The following is a 20,335-nucleotide window of genomic DNA, read 5'->3' as shown; positions in this document are numbered from 1 at the left end:
ATTCGCTGGTATCTAGGGTGGTGTGAGGTGCTTTTGCAGAAGCTGGAGTTTTTTAACGGCTCATCAAATGTAATAACCGCAACAAGCTTGCAGGAGTTGCGAAAGACTTCAAAGCCTAGGCGCTTACGTCACTTCACGCTGTGCGACGGAGCCGATTTCAACCATTTTGGTGGGGTCAACAAAATGGTCTTCAACTGCATTGCCAGAATTGCCAGCAACTGGTGACAGTTTGTCACCGGTTCAACTGTACGTTTTTCTCGTACGGTTGAACTGTTTCAGTCGGTTACAGCGCGTAACCGACTGAAGTTTTTCCTGAGGCTTCCATTTGGTGACGTTTTGTCACCGACCTCACTACAGATCAACCATCGACAGCATGTCGACGGTTCAGAGCAAGTGGTTTTTAAAGCTGCCCGCTTAGGGCATGGTGCAGTAGCGAAATTTTGCGGTCGGCGAGGGCAGTGAGTTTTTGGTGGTAGATGGATTCGAGGCGTTGAACCTAATCTTTGAAAACTTTAATGTCTATGACTAAACGGTTTAGAGCCGCATGGCTTATCGGGAAATTAACTTCAACTTGTCGGATTTCTTCAAGATGAAGTTTTGGTACTTTAGAACTGTTGGACTGACTTTCAACTTAGAGTTACCCCCCTCAAATCAACCGCTGCTGCAACGAAGCCTCCCCCAGCGGCCGCAGCCTTGCATAGTCCAGCAGCTCCGCCAGCCGCGCACCTTTACCCTGCCACTCATAAACCACTGCCTCACCCAGTAGCACGTAGTGCCAAGGTGGACCGCCGCGTTGTTCTTCAGTCAAGTTATTGATGCGTTCACACCAAGCCAGCGCAGCTTTCAGTTTGCGTTGTACGTTGGGGTGGATGGTCTGTTCTTGGCCTTTGGTTTCGACCAGGTACACCGCGCCAGCAGTGCGCACCAGAAAGTCGGGTGAATAGAAGGCGGGCAGGCCGTCGTCTTTCACATAGCGCAGGCGGGCAAAGGTGTGGCGGTTTTCACTGATTTTGCAAAACGCCAGCACTTGCGTGTCGGCTTGCGCCCAGTGGATGAAGGCGCGCTCCAGTCCGCCGTTGCGGCTGGGCCAGCCCAGCCGGGTGTAGATGCATTTGGACACTTCCAGCGATGCACTTTCGCGCACCATGATTTTGGGCACTTCGCTCAAATAGCGCAGATGCACTTCGGTTTGGCCTGTGGTGTGTTTTTCTTCCGATTCAAGCAAGCCGACCGCAAACACTTTGGTGATGTGGTCCACCACGGGTTGCAACAGCAGCAAGCGCCAGTTCTCATCTTCCAGCGGGTTGAAGGTGCCCGCAAACAGTTGCGTCCAGACGTAGTCGTCAATCCAGCCCGTCAGTTCGGCGGTGTTCACTTGCAGATAGGGCTTGGCCAGGTGCGTGGCGATCTTGTTGCCTTTGGGCAGTGGCTCACTCAGCGCCTGGCTGATGCGCCGCGTCAGGCGTGACAGGTAATCGTTGTAGCCACTCACGTTCATCACCGCGCCATCCACCCGGTAGTCGCCAAACAGCGTGGCGCTTTGCAGGTCTTGCGAGACAAAAGTGTCGCCCTTGCCCAGCATGCCCTTGAGCTGGTCCGCCGTCATGGCCGTGAAGGCTGGCAGCGAGGTCACGTCGATCTGGTTGTGGTCGCGCAGTTCGTCGGCTTCTTGCAGGATGAACGGGATGCCGAAGTCAAAGGCTTCAAAGCCTTCGCGCAGTTCTGCTGCGATCACGTCGCCCGTTGCCGAGGTGCCATCACCGTCGTCATCGCCTGTGGTGCCCGCAAGGCCTTCGTTGATCAGATTGTCATAGAAAGACTGAAACGCCGGGTGCTCCACGATGGACAGCACATCGAGCAAGCTCCCGGGTTCTTTGCTGGCCTCGATCAGTTCGCGGTTTTCGCGTTTGATGTCGTTGTATTCCGCGTCGCGCCACATCAGGCGCAAGCCGCGCCCGATGGTTTGCTCCAGCAGAATCTGCGCTTGGCTGGAGCGCAGCGGCACGATGACGCAGATGTTGTTCACGTCAAAGCCTTCGCGCAGCATCAACACGCTCACGATCACACGCGGGGTGGCGTGGTGGTCCACGCTGAACAGGCGTTCGCGCACAGGAGCCCAGTCTTTTTCGCCCAGCTCGGCCTTTTTGCCCGAGTCGATGGTCATCACCTCGTCTTCGCTCAAGCCTTCCTGGTCGCGCAAGAACTCGGCCACCAGCGGCGACACGGTGGTGTCTTCGCAGACCACCAGCATCTTGGGGTGGCGGTGCGGGTCGATAGCCGCAAAGTCTTTTTCCAGCTTACGCAACTTGGCCAGGCCTGCTCGCAGCATCACGCGTTGCCCTTCGCTCAGAGCCGGGTTGCCCGATTCATCGCGTTCGGCTTTGAACTCCAGCGGCAATGCGCCGATTTCCTTGCGGCGGTCCAGCACCAGCGACTTGACCAGCCCGGCACGCATGGCGCTTTTCAGGTCAAAGTCGGTCACGATGTGCGGAAAGTACACCTTGCGCTTGTTCTTGCCCGAGCCCACGTCGTTGTAGGGTGTGGCCGAAAAGTCCACCTGCACAAAGCGGCGGCCTTTGGTCTGGGCGATGCGGCTGAGGCTCTTTTGCCATTCCACTTCGGTCGTTTCGCCTTCACGCTTGAATTCGTGGATGTGGTGCGCTTCGTCGTTGAACACCATCAGCTCGGGCAGTTGCGCTAAAAATTCCAGCACATTGCCGCGTGCATATCGGCGATCCAGCACGTCCAGGCTGTTGCCTGTTGCGCGTCCGGGCGTCAGTGGCAGCACCCGAGCCACCACGTCTTGCGGGTCCAGCGGTGCGCCCAGTGTTTCGACTTCTTCAATGTCTTCAGTCACATCGCCTTCGGCCAGCAAGTGCCAGTTGGTGATGGCGATCATGCCGTTGCCCGTGGCTTTGAGGCCAATCTCATTCTTGCTGCACACGTTGCCGCGCACAAACGCAAACACCGATTCACGGTGCGCCTCGGGGATGAACAGGTCGGCAAACTTGGCCATGTCCGAGCTGGCGAAGTCACGCGAGCCATTGCCACCTGCAACGAGCTTGCCGCAAAACGCATCGAGCAAACGTTCATAAACAATCAGGCCTGGCGCCACCACCATGAACTGGCGGGTAAAACGTGGGTCGTCAATCCCTTCAGCCAGTGCCGCGCTTTTGTTGAGCAACTGCCAAATCATCAGCGCTTGCAACACCCAGGTCTTGCCCGTGCCCGTGGCCATCTTCAGGCAGTACTTGGGGTGGCCGTGTTTGTCGGCAGACACTTCGTTCAAACGCGTCCCCGTCAGCAGCGCATCGGGCGCGGCGGCGCGGTACAAGTCCAGCAGCGTCCAGTGCTCAAGGCCAGCGCCCAGCACTTCGTGCGCCACGATGGCGTTCAAAATAGCCTGCTTTTGTCCGGAGTGAAAGTTCAGACCGCCACGGGCCATCACCATGTCTTCGCCAAACCACCAGGCCAGCAAATCGGCCGTGGTGGGGGTGACCAGTTCCAGAATGTCTGCTGCGCCCGATTCCAGGCCCAGGCAGAGCTGATTGGTTTTGGTGGTCAGGCCTTCGGCCAGGGCCAATTGGTCATCGGTTTTGTGGGCGGTGGTGCTCATGAGGCCTCCACAGTGGCCACCACTTCGGCTTCAAAGCCAAACACATTGACCACTCGCACGCATACCTTGCGTGGCCCTCTCTTTACCGGCACGGTCACTTGCGCTTGCGTGACCACACGCAGCACATCGGCATCGTTGGCGGTGTTACCCCGGTAGTCTTGCCAGACCGAGCGGAACACCTTGCCGTCGTAGTCTGGGTCCACCGCCCAATATTCGATCAGGGCCAGCGGCTCCTTGTTGGCCACTTGCTGCAAGGCTTGGCGGTTGGCATCGTCCAGGTTGATCGCCTCGGGTGACAGCAACACGTAGTTCTTGAGCTTGATGTTGAGTGTTTCGGTTGGGGGTGCATCGCTTGCATTGGCTGAAACTTGGCGCGTGATTGGCTCGATGGTCAGATATTGCAGCGACGAGAAACGCACTTGCCCGCGCAGCTTGTCGATGCCGCCTTTCTTCTTGAGGCGGTCCATCAGGTCGGGCGGGATCACCAGCACTTCGAGGCGGCTGTCGTTGAGCGCGGTGATGGTCTCGCCAATCGAGGGTTCAAAGTTCCAACCCAACACCACCACACGGTCCCATCCGCCCATGAGGTTGTCGCGCTGAGCGATGGCCTTTTTGAGTGTGGCCATGCCGGTGAGCTTGTTGGGTGAATCGGCCAGCACCAGGGTTTTGCTGCCCTTGGAGTTGCCATAGGCATAGGCTGAAATCTGGCCCAAATTGCGCTGGGGATTGACGTCGGCAGGCAAGGGCAGCGCGCCGTAGAGAGACAAGACGATCTGCGACAAATCGCCAATGCGGAAATCGCGGCCCAGCGTGGCCTTGGCTGCTTCGACTTGGTAGTCGCCAATGGCTTGATAAATGAAGGGCTTGGCTTCTTGGTCGATCAGGCGTTTACGCATGATCATGCAGGCGGGTTTGCCGAGGTCTGTAGTGACCCAGCGGCGACCTAATTTTTCTGCGACGGAGGCGGTGGTCCCAGATCCACCATTGAAGTCAGCCACAACACTGTTCTCTCGCGTTGAAATGCTGATAATTCTTTCGAGTAACCGCTCAGGCTTTTGTGTGGCGTAGTTGGTTCGTTGTGCGCTTTGACTTTGAAGTGGGGCTATGTCCAGCCAAAGGGACTGCAGAGGCACTCCTGGCATTTCGTCTAAATATCGCTTGTAGCGCCAGTCGCTGCCGGTCTTGCTCTTAATCAACCGACCTTCCTTGTAAAGCCGCTCAATTCGTTCTTTTGAATAGCGCCAGTATTTAGAAACTCCCATGAACTCGTAGTATGGATTTCCCTTTTGTGCGCCACCAGGACCGCTAGTGTTGTCTAGCTGGTATTTCCGTCCGGATCGTTCTTCAACATGTTTATAGGCGCTGTCTATGTACTCCTGCGAATAAGGCTCATAGATGGGGTTGACCAAGGCATTTTCAGTCTTTGCAAACCAATAAATCACATCGTGTTGGCGGCCAAGATGCTGGGCTCCCTGGCCGCTGTCGGAATGGCTGGCAGTTCGCTTCCAGATAATCTCGTTCCGAAAGTTATCTTTCCCAAAGACCTCATCCATGACAATCTTCACGTAATGCCCCACATGCCAATCAAGATGCACGTAGATTGACCCGGTATCAGCCAGCAATTCACGCATCAGGATCAGGCGCGGCGTGATCATCGCGAGGTACGAGGCGGTGCCGTCGCTCCATGTGTCTGAATAGGCGAATTGCTCGATGACCGTGGGCTTTTGTTCGATCTCCACACCCGGCAGTGTGACCTTGGTGCGGTAGTCGGCCTTAGAGTCAAAAGGCGGGTCGATGTAGATCAGGTCCACCTTGCCGCGCAGGCTGGGCGTGTTCTCGTCACCCGCAAGCAAGGCGGCCATGGCCAGCAAGTTGTCGCCATAAATCAGCCGATTGGCCCAAGGCGCTTCGGGCGCGGCGCCCAACGTGGCTTGTGGGTTTTCGATCAGGCTGGCTTGCCCCGGTGCAAACACCTCGCGCTGGCTGGTCCTGTTTTGCTGGGTGACCCAGTCTTGCACTGCAGTGTCACGGGCTGGCAGCACCACTTCACGGGTCTGTAGCCCCACACGGTGACGGCTTTCGATGCCCTCCAGGATTTTTTCAGCTTGCTTGCGGCCGTTGGCCACGATGTCGGGGAGTTGTTCGAGGAGGGACTTGGGCATGCAATGGACTCAATAAGCTGTTGATTCAGTTTTCAACTGATTGTTGTAATGATACTCAACAGCTATTTGAGAAAATCATCAAGCGGTTTGTAGTTTGCTTGGATGAATGAAAAAATCGAATTCACAGAGCGTTTGCGGGCCGCCATGCTTGAGGCGGGCTACGTGGCCAGTCCTTCGGTTTTGGAACATGAGTTCAATTTGCGCTGGCCTGGCAAGTCGATCAGCAATCAGGCGGCGTGGGGTTGGCTGAACAACCGTTCAATCCCGATGCAGGACAAAATGAAAGTTTTGGCCGAGTGGCTCAAGGTGGAGCCTGACGTCTTGCGCTTTGGCGATGCCGTGCGTTTGTCGGTGCAGCAGCACAAAAAACGATGGGATGAGGGTGTCGGCTACGTAGAGCGCGAAACCTTCGATGCTTTTTTGCAGCTTCCCGCAGCGCAGCGCAAGATCATTCGCGAAGTGATCTTGACTTTTGCCAAAGCCAACGGTGTGCCAGATACATCTGCCAAGAAGTAAGACTAGCTTTTGAGGGATCAGCTCTGTTCGGTCGTTCTTCTAACGGTCGTCCGCAGCCCAGTGGTTATCCAATGCATTGGGGCTTGGATCACACCGCTTTGACCCTGACCCCGCCAATCACCCCAGCCACCAGCAGCGCAATGCCCGCCAGCGTCAGCGGTTCGGGCCACTGGCCGCGCAACCAGAAGGCGTAAGCCAGCGCCGCCAGGGTTTCGAACACGATGAGCTGGCCCGCCAAGGCGGTGGGCAGGCGTTGGCTGGCGGCGTTCCAGCACAGGGTGCCCAGCCATGAGGCGAACAGCGCAATCGCCATCATCAGGCCGATGAATTCGAGGGGGCGTGGCCCCAGGGGCATGGGCAGCGGGTTGTTCGTGGCGCTGCTCCACAGCCAGAACGCGGCGTAGCCCAGCAGGGCCAGGGGCAGCGTGGCCAGGCCTTGCGCGGTGGCCCACACGCGGGCGTTGCGGTCGGGGTGGCCGCGCAGCCAGTCGGCGTTTTTGAGGGGGTACCAAGTCCAGCAAACCACCGCACCCACGGCCAGCACCGCACCGGTGATGTAGCGGCCGGTGTCGGCCTGCGGGTTTTGCAGCAGGGCGGCCCACTCCACATGGTTGACACACGCAATCCCCAGCAAAATCAGCGCCAAGGGTGGGGCCAGTTTCAGCCACGGGAAACGCCCATCGCGCTGGTGGTTGAGCAAGTTGGCTGCGACCGCAATCACCACGGGCAGCGTGCCGATGATCATGGTGGGCAGCGCGCCGCCCGCACGCTGGATGGCGCTGGACAAAAACAGGTAATACAGCACGTTGCCGATGGCTGCCAGCTTGAGCGCGGCCAGCCAGTCGGCCCGGGTCAGGCGTTTGATTTCAGCGCGGTCGACAAAGGCCAAGGGCAAGGCGATCAGGCCAAAGGCCAGGTAACGGCCAAAGGTGTGCAACGCGGCGGGGTATTCGGGCAGCATGAGCGGGCCGACAAACACCAAGCCCCACATGAGTCCGGCGGCCAAAGAAAAAAAGATGCCGCCCCAGAAAGCGTTGGTGTGGTTGGACATGCGTCTTGAGGAATCGGTTCAGGCGCGCCAAGCGGGCAGTTGCCAGTTGCGCCAAAGTGCCAGCGCGCGCAAGCCCACCGTGACCAACAGGCAGCCGAGCAGGGCCACCCATCCGGGCGCGTCGGTGAACCACAAGCCCACATAAGTCCAGCCGCCCGCAAAGGCGCAGACCGCGTAGGGTCGGTGGTCTTTGAAGGCGGTGGGGATTTCGTTGCACACCATGTCGCGCAGCACACCGCCAAACACGCCGGTGATCAGGCCCATCAGCACAGCCACCACAGGCGGCATGTTCGCTTGCAGAGCTTGGTGCACGCCGGTGGCAGTGAACAGGCCCAGGCCCAGTGCGTCGGGCCAGAGGATGGCTTTTTCGGTGACTTCAAAATGCCGCTGTCGCATGAAGACCATGGCCAGTACGCACAGGGTCAAAACGCCCCAAAGTATTTCGGTGTGTTGCACCCAAAAGAAGGGGCGTTGGTCCAGCAGCAAGTCGCGCAGCGTGCCGCCACCAAATGCTGCCAAAAAGGCAACCACACACACGCCCACCGCGTCCAGCCGTTTGCGCGCCGCTTCCATCAGGCCCGAGAGGGCAAAGGCGGCGGTGGCCGACAGCTCGACCAGCAGGCGAAGGGTGTCTCCCCAGGATTGAATGGCATACATGCCAAGGATTATCAGGCCAGCCAGACTTGCCGATAGCGGCCTTGCGCGTCGTGGTCTTGGGTTTGTTTGGCGGGGTTGAAGCGCCTGCCCACACGCGGGTCGGTGCCACGGCCGCTGACATACAACCAGTTCCCTTGGTTGCTGCACACGTCAAAGTCCACCAATTGCGACTCAAACCAGGCTGCACCTGCGCGCCAGTCGCATGACAAGTCGTGCACCAAAAAGCTGGCCACAATTTGGCGCATGCGGTTGGAGGTGAAACCCGTGGCGGCCAGCTCGCGCATGCCCGCGTCCACGATGGGCTCGCCGGTTTGGCCTTGGCACCAGCGTGCAAAGTCCTTGGGAAAGTGCGAGGGTTTGGGCAAGTTGGACAAACCCCGTGCCGCATAGAGTTGTGGGCCGTGTTGCAAGTGAAGCATCCGGAAGTTGTCGCGCCACAGCAGCTCAAACCAAAGCCAATAGGTGCCGTCGTTGCTGCCGTGTGTTTGCTCATAGGCATGGAGCTCGGCCCAAATGCGGCGGGCCGACACTGCGCCCGTGGCCAGCCAGGGCGACCAGTGGCTGCTGGTGTGCTCGCCTTGCAGGGCGTTGCGGGTTTGTTTGTAGCGATCCGGCCAAGGCGGTGAGAGGTAGCTTTGCAGGTGGGCCAAAGCGCTGGTTTCGCCGCCTCGGTACTGCGCTTGTGTGTATGGGAAGTTGGACCGCGTGTGCGCGTCGCCTTCGGTGTGGGCTTGCAGCAGGCTGAATGGGCTGTCTGTCCAGCCAGGCAAAGCGGTCAAGCTGTCGATCGGCGGCGCAGGCAGCTGGGTGGGCGCGGCCAGCGGCGTCAAGGGTTTGAGCCCCTTGGATTCGATGCGTTGGCGAAACTCGGTGAAGACCTGCGGCATCTCTTCGGCCGCAAAGGGCAGGGCGTCGGGTTCGATCAGGCTGGACTGCCACAGGGTTTTGACGGTGAGCCCCGCGTCGATCAGCGCTTGCACCTGCGCTTCTTCTTCGGGCGCAGCGATGTCCTCGCAAAACACGGTGTCGGCTTGGACCAGGCGTGCACAGGCGGGCAGCACTTGGGCCACGGGGCCGTGCAGCAACACCAAGCGCTGGCCCAGTGCCTGCAATGAGTTTTGCAGGTCTTGCAGCGTGTCAGCCACAAAACGCCTGCGGTGTGCGCCCATGCGGCGAAAGCCCCAGGTGGTGGGCTCGTCTTGCACGGGTTCGTGCACATAGACCAGCAGCAGGGCTTGGCCATGGGCCTGTGCGTGCTCAACGGCTTGCTGAAGTGCGCGTTGGTCGTGCAAGCGCAAGTCGTTTCGGAACCAGTAGATGGTGGTGCGCATGCTTTTAAAAATCAAAGCCCAACTGAGCGCTGGGTGGGGTGTTGTCTGAAGTGGACTTGGCCGACTTTCGGCGGCCGCTCTTAGGGGTGTCGCTGTCACGCGTGAACACATCGCGTTGGTGGCCGCTGCCGTGTTTGCGCGAAGCGTGTTTCTCGACGATGGCTTTTTTGCCTGCCTTCACACCGGGTTCGGCACGACGGGCGTGCAGCGCGGCTTTGGAGTTGCGTGTTGCTTCGGCCAAGTCCACCACGGGCAGGGGGATGTCATCATCTGGCCCGCTGCCCACCGTCAGGCCGCAGTGGCGCTGCACTTCGGGTGGCATGAGCCAAGGCTCGAACAGCCATGTGTCGGGCACACGCCGCATGTGCGGCAGCCAGCGGCGCACAAAGATGCCTTTGGGGTCGTGGTCTTGGGCTTGCTTGATGGGGTTGTACACCCGCGTGGTGTTGATGCCGGTGGTGCCCGATTGCATTTGCAACTGGCTCCAGTGGATGCCGGGTTCGTAGTCCAGAAACTGCGTGGCCAGCCAATGGCCCACGGGCCGCCAGTCCAGCCACAGCGGGTAAGCCGCCACCGACACCAGCATGGCCCGCATGCGAAAGTTGAGCCAACCGGTTTCATAAAGCATGACCACACAAGCGTCCACCATGGGCCAGCCGGTCCGGGCCGAGGTCAGGGCCGCAAAGTTGGCATCGTTCCAGCCGTCTTCACGCAGGCCGTCGTAACCCCGGTGCATGTTGCGCCACTCAATTTCGGGCTCGCTTTCGAGTTTTTGGATGAAGTGGCAATGCCAATACAAACGGCTGATGAAACCGATCAGACCTGCCTTGTGCTTGCCCGCTTGAGGCGGCAAAGCATCGAGCGCAGCGCGGGTGCTTTGCACCACCTCGCGGATGCTGATGCAGCCATAGGCCAGGTAGGCCGACAAGCGCGAACACGCGGTGGGCGAAGACAGCGGCGAGGAGATGCCACCCCGGTAGCCCAAGGCACGCACATCCAAAAAACTGTTCAAGGTTTCAAGACCCAAGCGACGCCCACCGCGCTGGCGCTGGGTGGGGTTGTGTTGCAGGCCGAGAGGGGGTGTCATCACCTCGGGGCCTGAATGGTCCTCCCCATTGAAAAAGTGCAATTCGGGCAAGACCACTTGCGGCGCGGCCATGTGCCCTTCCCAGCGGGCTTGCCAAGTGTTGCGGCTTTTGAGGCGGCGCACCACACCAAACTGCGGCAACTCGGTCCAAGCCACGCCCGCCCTGCGGCACCACGCGCCCACTTGCAGGTCGCGTTCATAAGTGAAAGCATTGCCAGTTTCTTCGTGCGCCACCAATTCGGCAAATGGGGCTTGCGCATGCAGCGCAGCCAGCACCTGCACTGCAGGCCCCATGCGCACTTGCAAGCTGCCGCCTAGCGCTTGCAGGTCTTGGTGCAATTCGATCAGTGATTCGCGCACAAATTCAAAGTGCTGCAAAGCTGCGTCGGGTTGCGCCCACAAATCGGGTTCAACGATGTATAGGCAAAGCACGGGGCCTTGGGTGGCTGCGTGCGCGAGCGCCGCATGGTCGTGCAGGCGCAAGTCGCGTTTGAACCAGACCACGCGGTACGTCATGGTCTGTCTTTCGTGCCCAGGTTCACAGGTCCTAAGCCCCCCGGACCTTGGCCGTAACGGGCCAGGTCAATTGGAAAGCAGGCCAGCAAGGCTTCGGGCAGCTCAGGGGCTTGCTGGCGCAGGTAACGGCGCACAAAGTCGGCGGCATGCCAGGGCGCGGTGGAGCCACTCCAGATCGCGGTGTCTTGGATGTGCCATGCGCCACCCCACTGGCGCAGCACCACGATGCTGGGGTTCAAGGTTTTGAAGGCGACTTCGGCGATGGCCCAGTCGCCTTGCGTTTGCACTTGCAAAATTTGGGCTTCCAGAGAATCGGGCAGGCTGTGCTGCTGAATGACTTGGAAAACGGCGTTGACCGTGGCCATCGGCACTGCTTGGCCATTCACGGCTTGGCACTGGGTGCGCCAGCGCCGCCATTGCTCGGAGGCCCAGCCCCGAGTGTCAAACACTTGGCCGCTCACTTCCAGCAAAGTGCCTTGGTCATGCGGCACCCAATTGACATGACTGTCAATGACCAGCAGGCCCAAAACGCCCAAAAGGGTCGCTGCGACGTGTCGTTTCATGCGGTGTCTTTGTCTGCGATTTTCAAGCCAACTCTTGCAGCGATATGCCTTCGTGTGTGGCCACCATGCGCAAGGCATCTTCAAACAAGGCCCTGGCCGAGGCGGCCATGGTGTTCAGCTGGGCGTGCAATTCCCTGTCTTTGGGGCTTTGGTTCAGGCAATCGCGGCTGTAGTCCTCAAACTGGCCGAGTTGACCAATGAGTTCCGCCACATGGCGTGGGCACTCGCACAGCACTTGGCTGGGGATGTTGGCCACCCGCTGCAAAACCGCATCTGAAAACTGGCGGGGCGGAATGGGCCGGCTGGTCTCAACCCAAGCGCGAGGGCTTGCCAACTGCGCAGGACGTGCGCTTTGAACGATATCGGCCAAAGTGGCATCGTCGAGGGTGTGGCGATGCACCAAGCAGGCGCCCCTTTCCAGCTGGGCCAAGGCATTTGTCTGACCAAAGCCGTAAATCACCACCGTCAATCGCACGCCGAGTTGTTGCGCCAACGCCAAAATTTGCTGGGCTGCCTGGTCGTTCAAACTGTTGACCGACACCATCAACACATCCAGAGGTTCATCCAAGCGCTTGTTTTGTACCTCGTTCAGGTCGGACCAAACTTGGTGGATGGCAAGGGGATGGCCAGGCCTGAGGGCTTGGAAGGCGGGCGATCGAAGGCGTTCGGCCAGGCTTTCACCCACCACGCCCCATGCGCTTGGCATCGTACCCACCGCTGTCTTGCGCAAAGCTGCTGCACGGCCCATCTCGGCGCTGGTTTGCAGCAATTGCTCAAGTTGCGGGTTGCCCAAACCCGCGATCAAACGGATGCCATGACCCTGTCCGGTCAGCGTCTTCAACAAGGCCGCTTTGCGCAAATCTTCGTCGTTGTAGAGGCGATGCTGCCCTTGCGAGGTCGCGGGCGAAAACGCGCTGTAGCGCGTTTGCCAAATGCGCAGGGTCGGCACGGGCACGCCACTGAGCTTGGAGACTGCGCCAATACGGTAGATCGCCGGAGGGGTAAGGAGGGTGTTGGGCATTGTCTTGTTTATGTATTGAGTAGATATTTTATGCTTTATTTCGATTTAAAAACAAATAAAACATATTTTGAGTGGATTTTTTGGCTTTAAACAATACAATGACCACTCAAATGAGGAGCTCAACATGATCTTGAAGAAAACAGCCAAAGCCGTCGACATTGCGGTTTTCATCACTTCTCGTTCTGCTGTGGAACCGGTGACGACCGAAGAAATCGCTTCAGGCCTGGGTTTGTCCTCTTCTTACACCGAGTCGATCCTGAAAGAGCTGCGCGAAGCAGGCTTGATCCGGGCGCACCGTGGCCCAGGTGGCGGTTACCAAATTCGAGGCAACCCAGAGGACATCACTTTGTGGGACGTGGTCAAACACTTTGAAGTGCTGCACAGTTTTGACGAGGTGTATGCAGACGAGGCCCACCCCATGAAGTCGCTGGAGGTCGACATCCAGCGTCACTTGCAACAAGCATTGGCCTCTCAGACTTTGGACGATGTGGCCATTCCTTTTATGCCCCGCGACGCCCGTGTGTCCTCCATGCTCGGCCAGTTCCGCTTGAAACCGCTGCCAGCACCCGTGATGCCCAAAGCACCCAACTCGGTGTTTCAGCTGAGCATGATGCTCTGAGCACCGTGGGTCCAATTCAACGCTTTTTAAACGTCACGGAAACTTAACGAAAAAGACTTTTTCATGTCATCGCTCTTTTGGATCATCGGTCAACAGATTCAAAGGAAGCCAGGCCATGAAAGAGTTGACCCATCCCGCACTTGCGCTACCACCCGTCAGTGCCACCAGCAGCATGGGGCCATCCGGCCAAGGCGCGCTTGGTGTGGACTTTTTGCAGCGTCCAGCGAAAAAAGCCATTGAAGTGACATGGGCCCGGCACCAAGACGAAGTGCGCGAGGCACAGAAACTCCGATTTGAGGTTTTTGGCACCGAAATGGGTGCGCGCTTGTCCACCCTTGTGCCTGGCCACGATGTGGATGTGTTTGACGACTATTGCGAGCACCTGCTGGTCAAACAAGCGGACACAGGCCAAGTGATCGGCACTTACCGCGTACTCACACCCGCTCAGGCCAAGCGGGTGGGCGGCACCTACAGCGACACCGAGTTTGACTTGACCCGACTGCGTGACCTGCGCAAACGCATGGTGGAGTTGGGCCGCAGTTGTGTGCATGCGGACCACCGTCATGGAGGTGTGGTCATGGCGCTTTGGGGCGCTTTGTTCGAGTTCATGGACCGCAACCGCTTGGACACCATGATCGGTTGCGCCAGCATTCCCATGCTGCACAACGGTGTGGTCAGCGGAGACGTGGCGGCCAGCATTTGGCACCAACTTCGCCAGACCCATTTGGCCGATATCCAATACCATGTGCGCCCCCGTTTGCCCCTGCCAGTCGAGGAGTTGGATCACAACTTGCCCATTGCCCCGCCTGCTTTGATCCGTGGCTACTTGAAACTGGGCGCCAAGGTTTTGGGTGCGCCCGCTTGGGACCCAGACTTCAACACGGCAGATTTGCCCATGTTGATGCGCACGGCCGATCTGCCAGCCCGCTACCGCAAGCACTTTTTCCCGGATGTGCAGTGATGGCATCGATCAGCCCCATGCCTGCGCAGCTGCTCCTGAAAACACCTTTGGCAGGTTTGCCTGAGGATTTTTTAGGGGCTTCATTGCCAAGTGGGCATGACCAGGATGCGCACGATGACGAAGATACGACCTCAGGCCGCCAACGTTTGCGGGCCATTTTCATTTCGGACCTGCACATCGGCACGCCCGGCTTTCAGGCCGAGGCCTTGCTCGACTTTTTGAAAAACCACCCGAGCGATGTGTTGTATTTGGTGGGTGACATCGTGGACGGCTGGCAGCTGCGCAGGCGCTGGTTCTGGCCTCAAAGCCACAACGATGTGGTTCAAAAATTGTTGCGCCGCGCACGCAAAGGTTGCCGTGTGATCTATGTGCCGGGCAACCACGACGAGTTTGCTCGCCACTTTGTGGGGCATGCTTTCGGGGGGGTCGAGGTTGAACACGACACCACACACACCACCGCCACCGGCATGAAGCTGTGGGTGGTGCACGGCGATCATTTTGACGGTGTGATTCAGTGTGCCAAATGGCTCGCCTATGTGGGCGACTGGTTGTACGAGTTGACGCTCCGAATCAACCGGCACCTGAACAGTTTCAGGGCACGCATTGGCCTGGACTATTGGTCTTTGTCGGCTTACCTCAAGCTGAAAGTCAAAAAAGCCGTGAACTTCATCAGCGACTTTGAAGTGGCTGTGGCCAGCGAGGCCAAGCGCCGCGGTTTTGATGGTGTGGTGTGCGGTCACATTCACCATGCCGAAATCCGAGAGGTGAACGGCATTTTGTATTGCAACGATGGCGATTGGGTCGAAAGCCGAACCGCCTTGGTGGAGCACATGGATGGCCGCTTGGAAATCATTCACTGGGGTGCAGAGGCGGCGGTGGTGATCAGCCGCGCACCTGCGGTGGACACCGTGCCTGCATGAAGCTGGCGCTGATGAAAAAAGCTTGGTATCCACAAATCAATGGTGTGTTGAGTACGCTGTTTGAATAGTCTGTGACCCAAGGCCTGAGGCAACACCGTGCGTTGGTTCACGGTTCTGTCATCAAATTGACACGAGCGATTCTTAGAATGATTTTTCAATTCATTCATACTGAGCCATGGCTCAAAAAAAAGACGTGACAACACCCGACAACGACCGCACCGCGCTGCTGGACCGGGACCTGAGCATCTTGGCTTTTAATGAGCGTGTGCTCGATTGGGCGCATCGCCCAGAAGTGCCCGTGCTCGAGCGGTTGCGCTATTTGTGCATCGTCTCTTCGAATCTGGACGAGTTCTTTGAAGTGCGCGCAGAGCCTCATGTCATGGGCAGTTTGCAGGGGCTCAAATCAGGTCCCTACACAGAGTCTTCTTTGACCGCATTGGCTGACAAAACCAGCGCCATGGTTGCGCGTCAATATGCGCTTTACAACGACGAATTGTTGCCCACTTTGCAGCGATCGGGCTACCGCATCTTGTCCCACAATGAGCGGAACGCAGCCCAGCGCCAATGGGTGCGCAGTTACTTTCAGCGCGAGGTTCAGCCCCTCCTGGTCCCCGTAGGGCTCGATCCGGCGCATCCGTTTCCACAAGTGGCCAACAAGTCTTTGAACTTCATCGTGCAGTTGTCGGGCAAAGACGCCTTTGGTCGGTCGAACGAGATCGCGATTGTCAAAGTCCCCCGCGTGCTGCCACGCTTGATTCCTTTGCCTGCGCGTGTCTGTGACGGCACCACCGCTTTTGTATTGCTGTCGAGCGTGATTCGTGCCCATCTCGCAGAATTGTTTCCTGGCCGTGAAGTGGGGCATTTTTCTCAGTTTCGGGTCACGCGCAACTCTGAGTTGTCGGTGGACGAAGACGAAATCGCCAACCTGCGCATGGCCCTTCGCCAAGGGCTCCAGCACCGCAATTACGGTCAAGCCGTTCGATTGGAAGTGTCGGCTGGCTGTGCGCCCAAGCTGGCCGAATTTTTACGCAAAGAATTTCAGTTGCCCGAATCGTCTGTGTTCCGTGTGAACGGCCCTGTCAATTTGGTTCGGCTCATGCAACTGATTGATCTGGTGAATGCGCCTGAGTTGCTCTTCCCGCCTTACAAGGCCAGTTTTCCGGCGCAGATTCCCCAAAATGGTTCGATCTTCACGCGCCTCAAAGCCGGCGATGTGATGATCCACCAGCCCTTTGAGACGTTTGATGGCGTGTTGGCCTTTTTGCGCGAAGCGGTCATGGACCCCACTGTGTTGGCCATCAAACAAACCATCTACCGTGCGGGCAGCGATCCGACCATGATGGATTTGCTGCGTGAAGCGGTGCGCCGGGGCAAAGAGGTCACCGCGGTGGTGGAGCTCAAAGCCCGGTTTGACGAAGAGGCCAACATCAACTGGGCAGAGCAGCTCGAGGCGATCGGTGTCCAAGTGGTCTATGGCATTGTGGGTCTCAAAACACACGCCAAAATGTTGTTGATCACCCGCCGAGAAGGCCGCTCACTCAAACGCTATGGCCATTTGTCAACCGGCAACTACAACCGCCGAACAGCCTCTTTGTACACCGACATCAGTTACCTCACGGCCGATCCTTTGATCACGTCCGACATGGACCAGTTGTTTGGCCACTTGGCCAGCCAAAGCCGTTTGCCCAAAATGAAGCGCTTGTTGGTGGCGCCTTTCCACCTTCATGCGGACATGATCCACCGCATTGCCGCCGCTGGTGATGCTGCGGCGCGTGGTTTGTTCGGCCGGATAGTCATCAAGATGAATGCCTTGACCGATGTGCCCTTGATTGAAGCTTTGCTCAAAGCCGGCCAACAGGGTGCCAAGATCGATCTGATCGTGCGAGGCGCATGCATGTTGCCTGCCCGTGTGGCAGGTTTGAGTGAAAACATCCGAGTGCGCTCGGTCATTGGGCGCTTTTTGGAACATTCACGCGTGTTTTATTTTTGCGCTGACCAAGACGAATCGCTTTACCTGTCGAGTGCCGATTGGATGAGCCGCAACATGACACGCAGGATCGAGTTGGCCTGGCCAGTGAACGATCCGGCTTTGCGCCAGCGCATCATCGACGAATGCCTGATCGCTTACCTGCACGATCGCCGTGACGCTTGGGACTTGGCTTCCGATGGCCAATACCATCGGGTGGACTTGACCGGTCCGGGTCATGGCGCACAAAAGGCCTTGATGCAACGCTACAGTGCATCACCTCAAAGGGGCTGAACACCATGGACTTGATTGTTTGGCGACATGCCGAAGCTTATGAGGCCGAGCCCGGCGAGGACGACATGAACAGGGTGTTGACTTCGCGGGGCAAGAAGCAGGCCGAACGCATGGCGGTTTGGCTGGAGAGTCAGTTGCCGCAAGGCACACGCATCCTCAGCAGCCCTGCTGCCCGGGCCGAGCAAACGGTTCGTGCATTGGGGCGCAAATACAAAGTCCGCGATGCCTTGTCACCTGGCGCTTCGGTGGCCGATATTTTGGAAACAGCGGGTTGGCCAGACGCCAAATACCCGGTGTTGCTGGTGGGCCACCAGCCCACTTTGGGTGCTTTGATGGCCGAACTGCTGGGCATGCCAGAGCCCACTTGCACCATCCGCAAGGGTGCGGTGTGGTGGGTTCGCAGGCGTCAAAGAGTAGGGCAGGGTCAGACCTTGCTGCAGGCTGTGCTCTGCCCCGATCGGATCTGAAAATCAGGATTTGGCAGGACGCCCTGTTTTGATGGTGGGCACGTTGGCCAAGGCTTTCTTGAAAGCCGCATCGTTCATGCTGGTCAGTGCTTGCAAGCCGGCACGGATCAATTCACTTTTCTTGATCTCGACGCCCAGAGCCAGCGCACGTTTTTTGGATTCGCCAATTTGCAGCAATTCACTCTTCGGAATGGTGAAGCTGTCGCGCACCACTTTGACTTTTTTGTCTTTCAAAGATCTTTCAGGGCTTGCAGCAGGCTTTTGCACAGCAGTTTTGACTTGGACTGGTGCAGGCGCGGTGGCCGTTGTTTTTGCTGAAGTGCTGGCAGGTGATGCTGCTTTTTGAGCCACTTTGCGAACGGGTTTGTTCGGGACGGCTTTGGTAGCTACTTTCGTGACAGCTTTTTTGACTGCTTTCTTCACTGCCTTGGGGGCAGCCTTGCGAGGTGCGGCTTTTTTGGCAGGAGTGACGACGTCGGCGTTTGCCGTGGTGCTGGTGTTCATGGTGCTGACCTTTCAAAATTAACGGTGCATACAGTTTATACACTTGATTCGTCGTTTGCAAGCACCCCATCCCACCCTGCCATCGCCGATGCGAAAACCCACTTTGTATGGGCTTGAGTTCAATCGGTTTGAACTTGCAGGTTCCAGTCCGTTTTGAGCCAAGCGTTTTTCTCTTCACGCAGCAAGTGTGCCGATTGGGGCCAGAGCTCGGCCCAGTCTGGCTGGATTTTCAACTGAGCCGTTCGGCGACGTGCATCACAAACCAAGCTCAGGCCAGACAAGTCCGGGTCACGGCGTGCGTGGCACAAAATCACGGCCAATCTCAGTGCCAAGAGTTGCTGGACAAAGCTGACGTCTTCCAGTTCGGATTCCAGTTTGCGCAGCTTGCCGCGGTGTCCCAACACCAATTGACTCAAGCGGTGCAACTCATCCATGGTGAAACCTTGCAAGTCGGTGTTGTCCAGGATGTAAGCGCCATGCTTGTGGTAATCGCTGTGAGAAATGCGCATGCCTGTTTCATGCAATTGACAGGCCCAATTGAGCTTTTGGAAATACCGTTGACGTTCGGCCACGGGGTTGTCCAACGAGTCTGGAATCAGTGCGTGCAGCAGGTGTTGGGCGGTTCTGGACACGCGTTCGGCTTGCAAATGGTCGGTACCAAACCGCTGAGCCAACCAGTCCACCATGGAAGAGCGCACATCGTGCATGCCTTCGCGGTCGATCAGGTCAAACAAAGCCCCATGTCGCAGTGCGCCTTGCGCCACATGCATTTCGTCAATCTGTAGCAAATCAAACACCGCCTGCAAGACAGCCAGACCACCGCCAATGACCGGTTTGCGGTCTTCTTTGACGCCGTCCAAGCGCAAGTTGTCCGGCTTGTGCGTTTTGAGCAAGCGGTCTTTGAGCCAGACCAGGCCTTCTCGGGTGATCGAATTTTCAGGCCAACCCGAAGCGGTCAACACGTCGGACACCGCGCCGACGGTGCCAGAGGAGCCGTAGCAAGTGTCCCAATGCTGACGGTTGAACAAAATTTGGGCTTCATCGAGCACCGCTTTGGCGGCGATTTCGGCCGCTTTGAAAGCTTGGGGCGTCCACAAACCGTCTGCAAAGTATTTCATGGACCATCCGACGCTGCCCACCCGGTAAGACTCCAAGGTGGTGGCGTTTTCGTGTCGGCCCAAAATCATCTCTGTGGAGCGACCGCCAATGTCCACCACCAAGCGCCGTTCATCGGACTGGGGCAGGAGATGAGACACACCCAGATAAATCAGCCGCGCCTCTTCTTTGCCCGCAATCACCTCGATTGGGAAACCCAAAATTTGTTTGCCCTTGGCCAAAAATTCGTCGCGGTTGCGCGCTTCTCGCAGCGTTTGGGTGGCCACTGCACGCACTTGGCTCGGCTTGAAGCCTGCAATGCGCTCGCCAAAGCGGGCCAAACACTCCCAGCCCCGTGTCATCGCCTCTTCGGTCAGATTCCGCTCGGCATCCAACCCGTTGCCCTGTCGCACGGTCTCTTTGATGTACTCGACCCGCCGCAGTTGGCCCGCGTCCATTTGACCAATTTCCAGTCGAAAGCTGTTCGAACCCAGGTCGATGGCGGCGTAGAGAGACTTGGTTTGCATGCGGTGTGATCAGCGTTGACGGGTAAGGGCCGGATTATGTGACGAAATTATGAAAACTTGATGACGCGGCGCAATGGGGTTTGAAGTTTTGGCCCGTTCAGGTGGACGGCTTGGGCAGGTGCTTGACGATCAGCAGTTGCCCACTTCGCAAGCCATATTGAGGGCATCACCACAAGGGACGCCTTGGCAGCAATGTGCAGTCAAAAAGTCCATCAGGCTTTGCATGGCGCCCAGGTCAGCGCGGTAGCGCAAAAAGCGGCCTTCGCGCTGCACGCTGACCAAGGCGGAGTGGTGCAGCTCTTTGAGGTGAAAGGACAGCGTGTTGGCGGGAATGTCCAGCGCCACAGACAACTGACCAGGCTGAATACCTTCGGGTCCTGTGCCCACAATGGCGCGAAACACTTTCAGGCGGGAGCTTTGTGCCAATGCGGCCAAGGCCTTCACGGCAACGTCTTCGTCCAT

At 58.0% G+C, this 20,335-nt stretch carries 17 protein-coding genes; 6 read left to right on the top strand and 11 right to left on the bottom strand.

The window, feature by feature from the left end; genetic code table 11:
* Nucleotides 1-646: 646 nt before the first annotated feature.
* Together B9Z40_RS04480 and B9Z40_RS04475 are read right to left on the bottom strand one after the other, a co-directional pair.
* On the bottom strand, nt 647-3,616 hold the full coding sequence (locus B9Z40_RS04480) for a DEAD/DEAH box helicase family protein (protein WP_100172078.1): 2,970 nt from the start codon (nt 3,614-3,616) through the stop codon (nt 647-649).
* Nucleotides 3,613-5,778: a site-specific DNA-methyltransferase gene (locus tag B9Z40_RS04475; RefSeq protein ID WP_100172077.1), complete on the bottom strand. Its 2,166-nt coding sequence runs from the start codon at nt 5,776-5,778 to the stop codon at nt 3,613-3,615. The genes B9Z40_RS04480 and B9Z40_RS04475 overlap by 4 nt, the downstream gene beginning before the upstream one ends.
* 102 nt (nt 5,779-5,880) lie before the next feature.
* On the opposite strand from B9Z40_RS04475, the gene B9Z40_RS04470 reads away from it, so the two are divergent.
* A complete protein-coding gene (locus tag B9Z40_RS04470) occupies nt 5,881-6,294 on the top strand; it encodes a transcriptional regulator (RefSeq protein WP_100172076.1) in 414 nt (137 codons plus the stop codon).
* Nucleotides 6,295-6,382: 88 nt separating this feature from the next.
* On the opposite strand, the gene B9Z40_RS04465 is transcribed toward B9Z40_RS04470, so the two are convergent.
* Genes B9Z40_RS04465 through B9Z40_RS04440 form a run of 6 tightly spaced genes read right to left on the bottom strand, consistent with a single transcriptional unit; the run spans nt 6,383 to nt 12,520 of the window.
* Complete coding sequence (locus B9Z40_RS04465; RefSeq protein ID WP_100172075.1) at nt 6,383-7,345, bottom strand: DMT family transporter; 963 nt, start codon at nt 7,343-7,345, stop codon at nt 6,383-6,385.
* Nucleotides 7,346-7,363: 18 nt separating this feature from the next.
* On the bottom strand, nt 7,364-8,002 hold the full coding sequence (locus B9Z40_RS04460) for a trimeric intracellular cation channel family protein (protein ID WP_100172074.1): 639 nt from the start codon (nt 8,000-8,002) through the stop codon (nt 7,364-7,366).
* A gap of 11 nt (nt 8,003-8,013) precedes the next feature.
* On the bottom strand, nt 8,014-9,333 hold the full coding sequence (locus B9Z40_RS04455; protein WP_100172073.1) for a DASH family cryptochrome: 1,320 nt from the start codon (nt 9,331-9,333) through the stop codon (nt 8,014-8,016).
* 4 nt (nt 9,334-9,337) lie between these two features.
* Nucleotides 9,338-10,936, bottom strand: coding sequence for a cryptochrome/deoxyribodipyrimidine photo-lyase family protein (locus B9Z40_RS04450; RefSeq protein ID WP_100172072.1), 1,599 nt, complete (start codon nt 10,934-10,936; stop codon nt 9,338-9,340).
* A complete protein-coding gene (locus B9Z40_RS04445) occupies nt 10,933-11,499 on the bottom strand; it encodes a hypothetical protein (RefSeq protein WP_100172071.1) in 567 nt (188 codons plus the stop codon). Before B9Z40_RS04445 ends, B9Z40_RS04450 begins: the two co-directional genes overlap by 4 nt.
* A 22-nt stretch (nt 11,500-11,521) precedes the next feature.
* Nucleotides 11,522-12,520 (bottom strand): MerR family transcriptional regulator, encoded by a 999-nt coding sequence (locus tag B9Z40_RS04440; protein WP_100172070.1) that lies wholly within the window; start codon nt 12,518-12,520, stop codon nt 11,522-11,524.
* A gap of 124 nt (nt 12,521-12,644) precedes the next feature.
* Between B9Z40_RS04440 and B9Z40_RS04435 the strand changes: the two genes are divergently transcribed.
* The 5 genes from B9Z40_RS04435 (at nt 12,645) to sixA (ending at nt 17,747) form a co-directional block, all read left to right on the top strand.
* Nucleotides 12,645-13,139 (top strand): Rrf2 family transcriptional regulator, encoded by a 495-nt coding sequence (locus tag B9Z40_RS04435; RefSeq protein ID WP_100172912.1) that lies wholly within the window; start codon nt 12,645-12,647, stop codon nt 13,137-13,139.
* Between the two features lie 115 nt (nt 13,140-13,254).
* A complete protein-coding gene (locus B9Z40_RS04430) occupies nt 13,255-14,100 on the top strand; it encodes a GNAT family N-acetyltransferase (protein ID WP_100172069.1) in 846 nt (281 codons plus the stop codon).
* Nucleotides 14,100-15,020: a UDP-2,3-diacylglucosamine diphosphatase gene (locus B9Z40_RS04425; RefSeq protein WP_233204783.1), complete on the top strand. Its 921-nt coding sequence runs from the start codon at nt 14,100-14,102 to the stop codon at nt 15,018-15,020. The genes B9Z40_RS04430 and B9Z40_RS04425 overlap by 1 nt, the downstream gene beginning before the upstream one ends.
* 175 nt (nt 15,021-15,195) lie before the next feature.
* Nucleotides 15,196-17,280 (top strand): polyphosphate kinase 1, encoded by a 2,085-nt coding sequence (ppk1, locus tag B9Z40_RS04420; RefSeq protein ID WP_100172068.1) that lies wholly within the window; start codon nt 15,196-15,198, stop codon nt 17,278-17,280.
* 5 nt (nt 17,281-17,285) lie between these two features.
* Entirely contained in the window at nt 17,286-17,747 is a 462-nt protein-coding gene (gene sixA / locus B9Z40_RS04415) for a phosphohistidine phosphatase SixA (protein WP_100172067.1), read from the top strand.
* Nucleotides 17,748-17,750: 3 nt separating this feature from the next.
* Here the strand turns inward: sixA and B9Z40_RS04410 are convergent, their stop codons facing one another.
* The 3 genes from B9Z40_RS04410 to B9Z40_RS04400 form a co-directional block, all read right to left on the bottom strand.
* Entirely contained in the window at nt 17,751-18,251 is a 501-nt protein-coding gene (locus B9Z40_RS04410; protein WP_100172066.1) for a hypothetical protein, read from the bottom strand.
* 119 nt (nt 18,252-18,370) lie between these two features.
* Entirely contained in the window at nt 18,371-19,873 is a 1,503-nt protein-coding gene (locus tag B9Z40_RS04405; RefSeq protein ID WP_100172065.1) for a Ppx/GppA phosphatase family protein, read from the bottom strand.
* A gap of 129 nt (nt 19,874-20,002) precedes the next feature.
* Nucleotides 20,003-20,335, bottom strand: coding sequence for a helix-turn-helix transcriptional regulator (locus tag B9Z40_RS04400; RefSeq protein ID WP_100172910.1), 333 nt, complete (start codon nt 20,333-20,335; stop codon nt 20,003-20,005).

Origin of the sequence: Limnohabitans sp. 15K, from assembly GCF_002778285.1 — a bacterium.
Classification (GTDB): domain Bacteria; phylum Pseudomonadota; class Gammaproteobacteria; order Burkholderiales; family Burkholderiaceae_C; genus Limnohabitans_A.
This window is presented reverse-complemented; position numbering and strand designations above follow the sequence as displayed.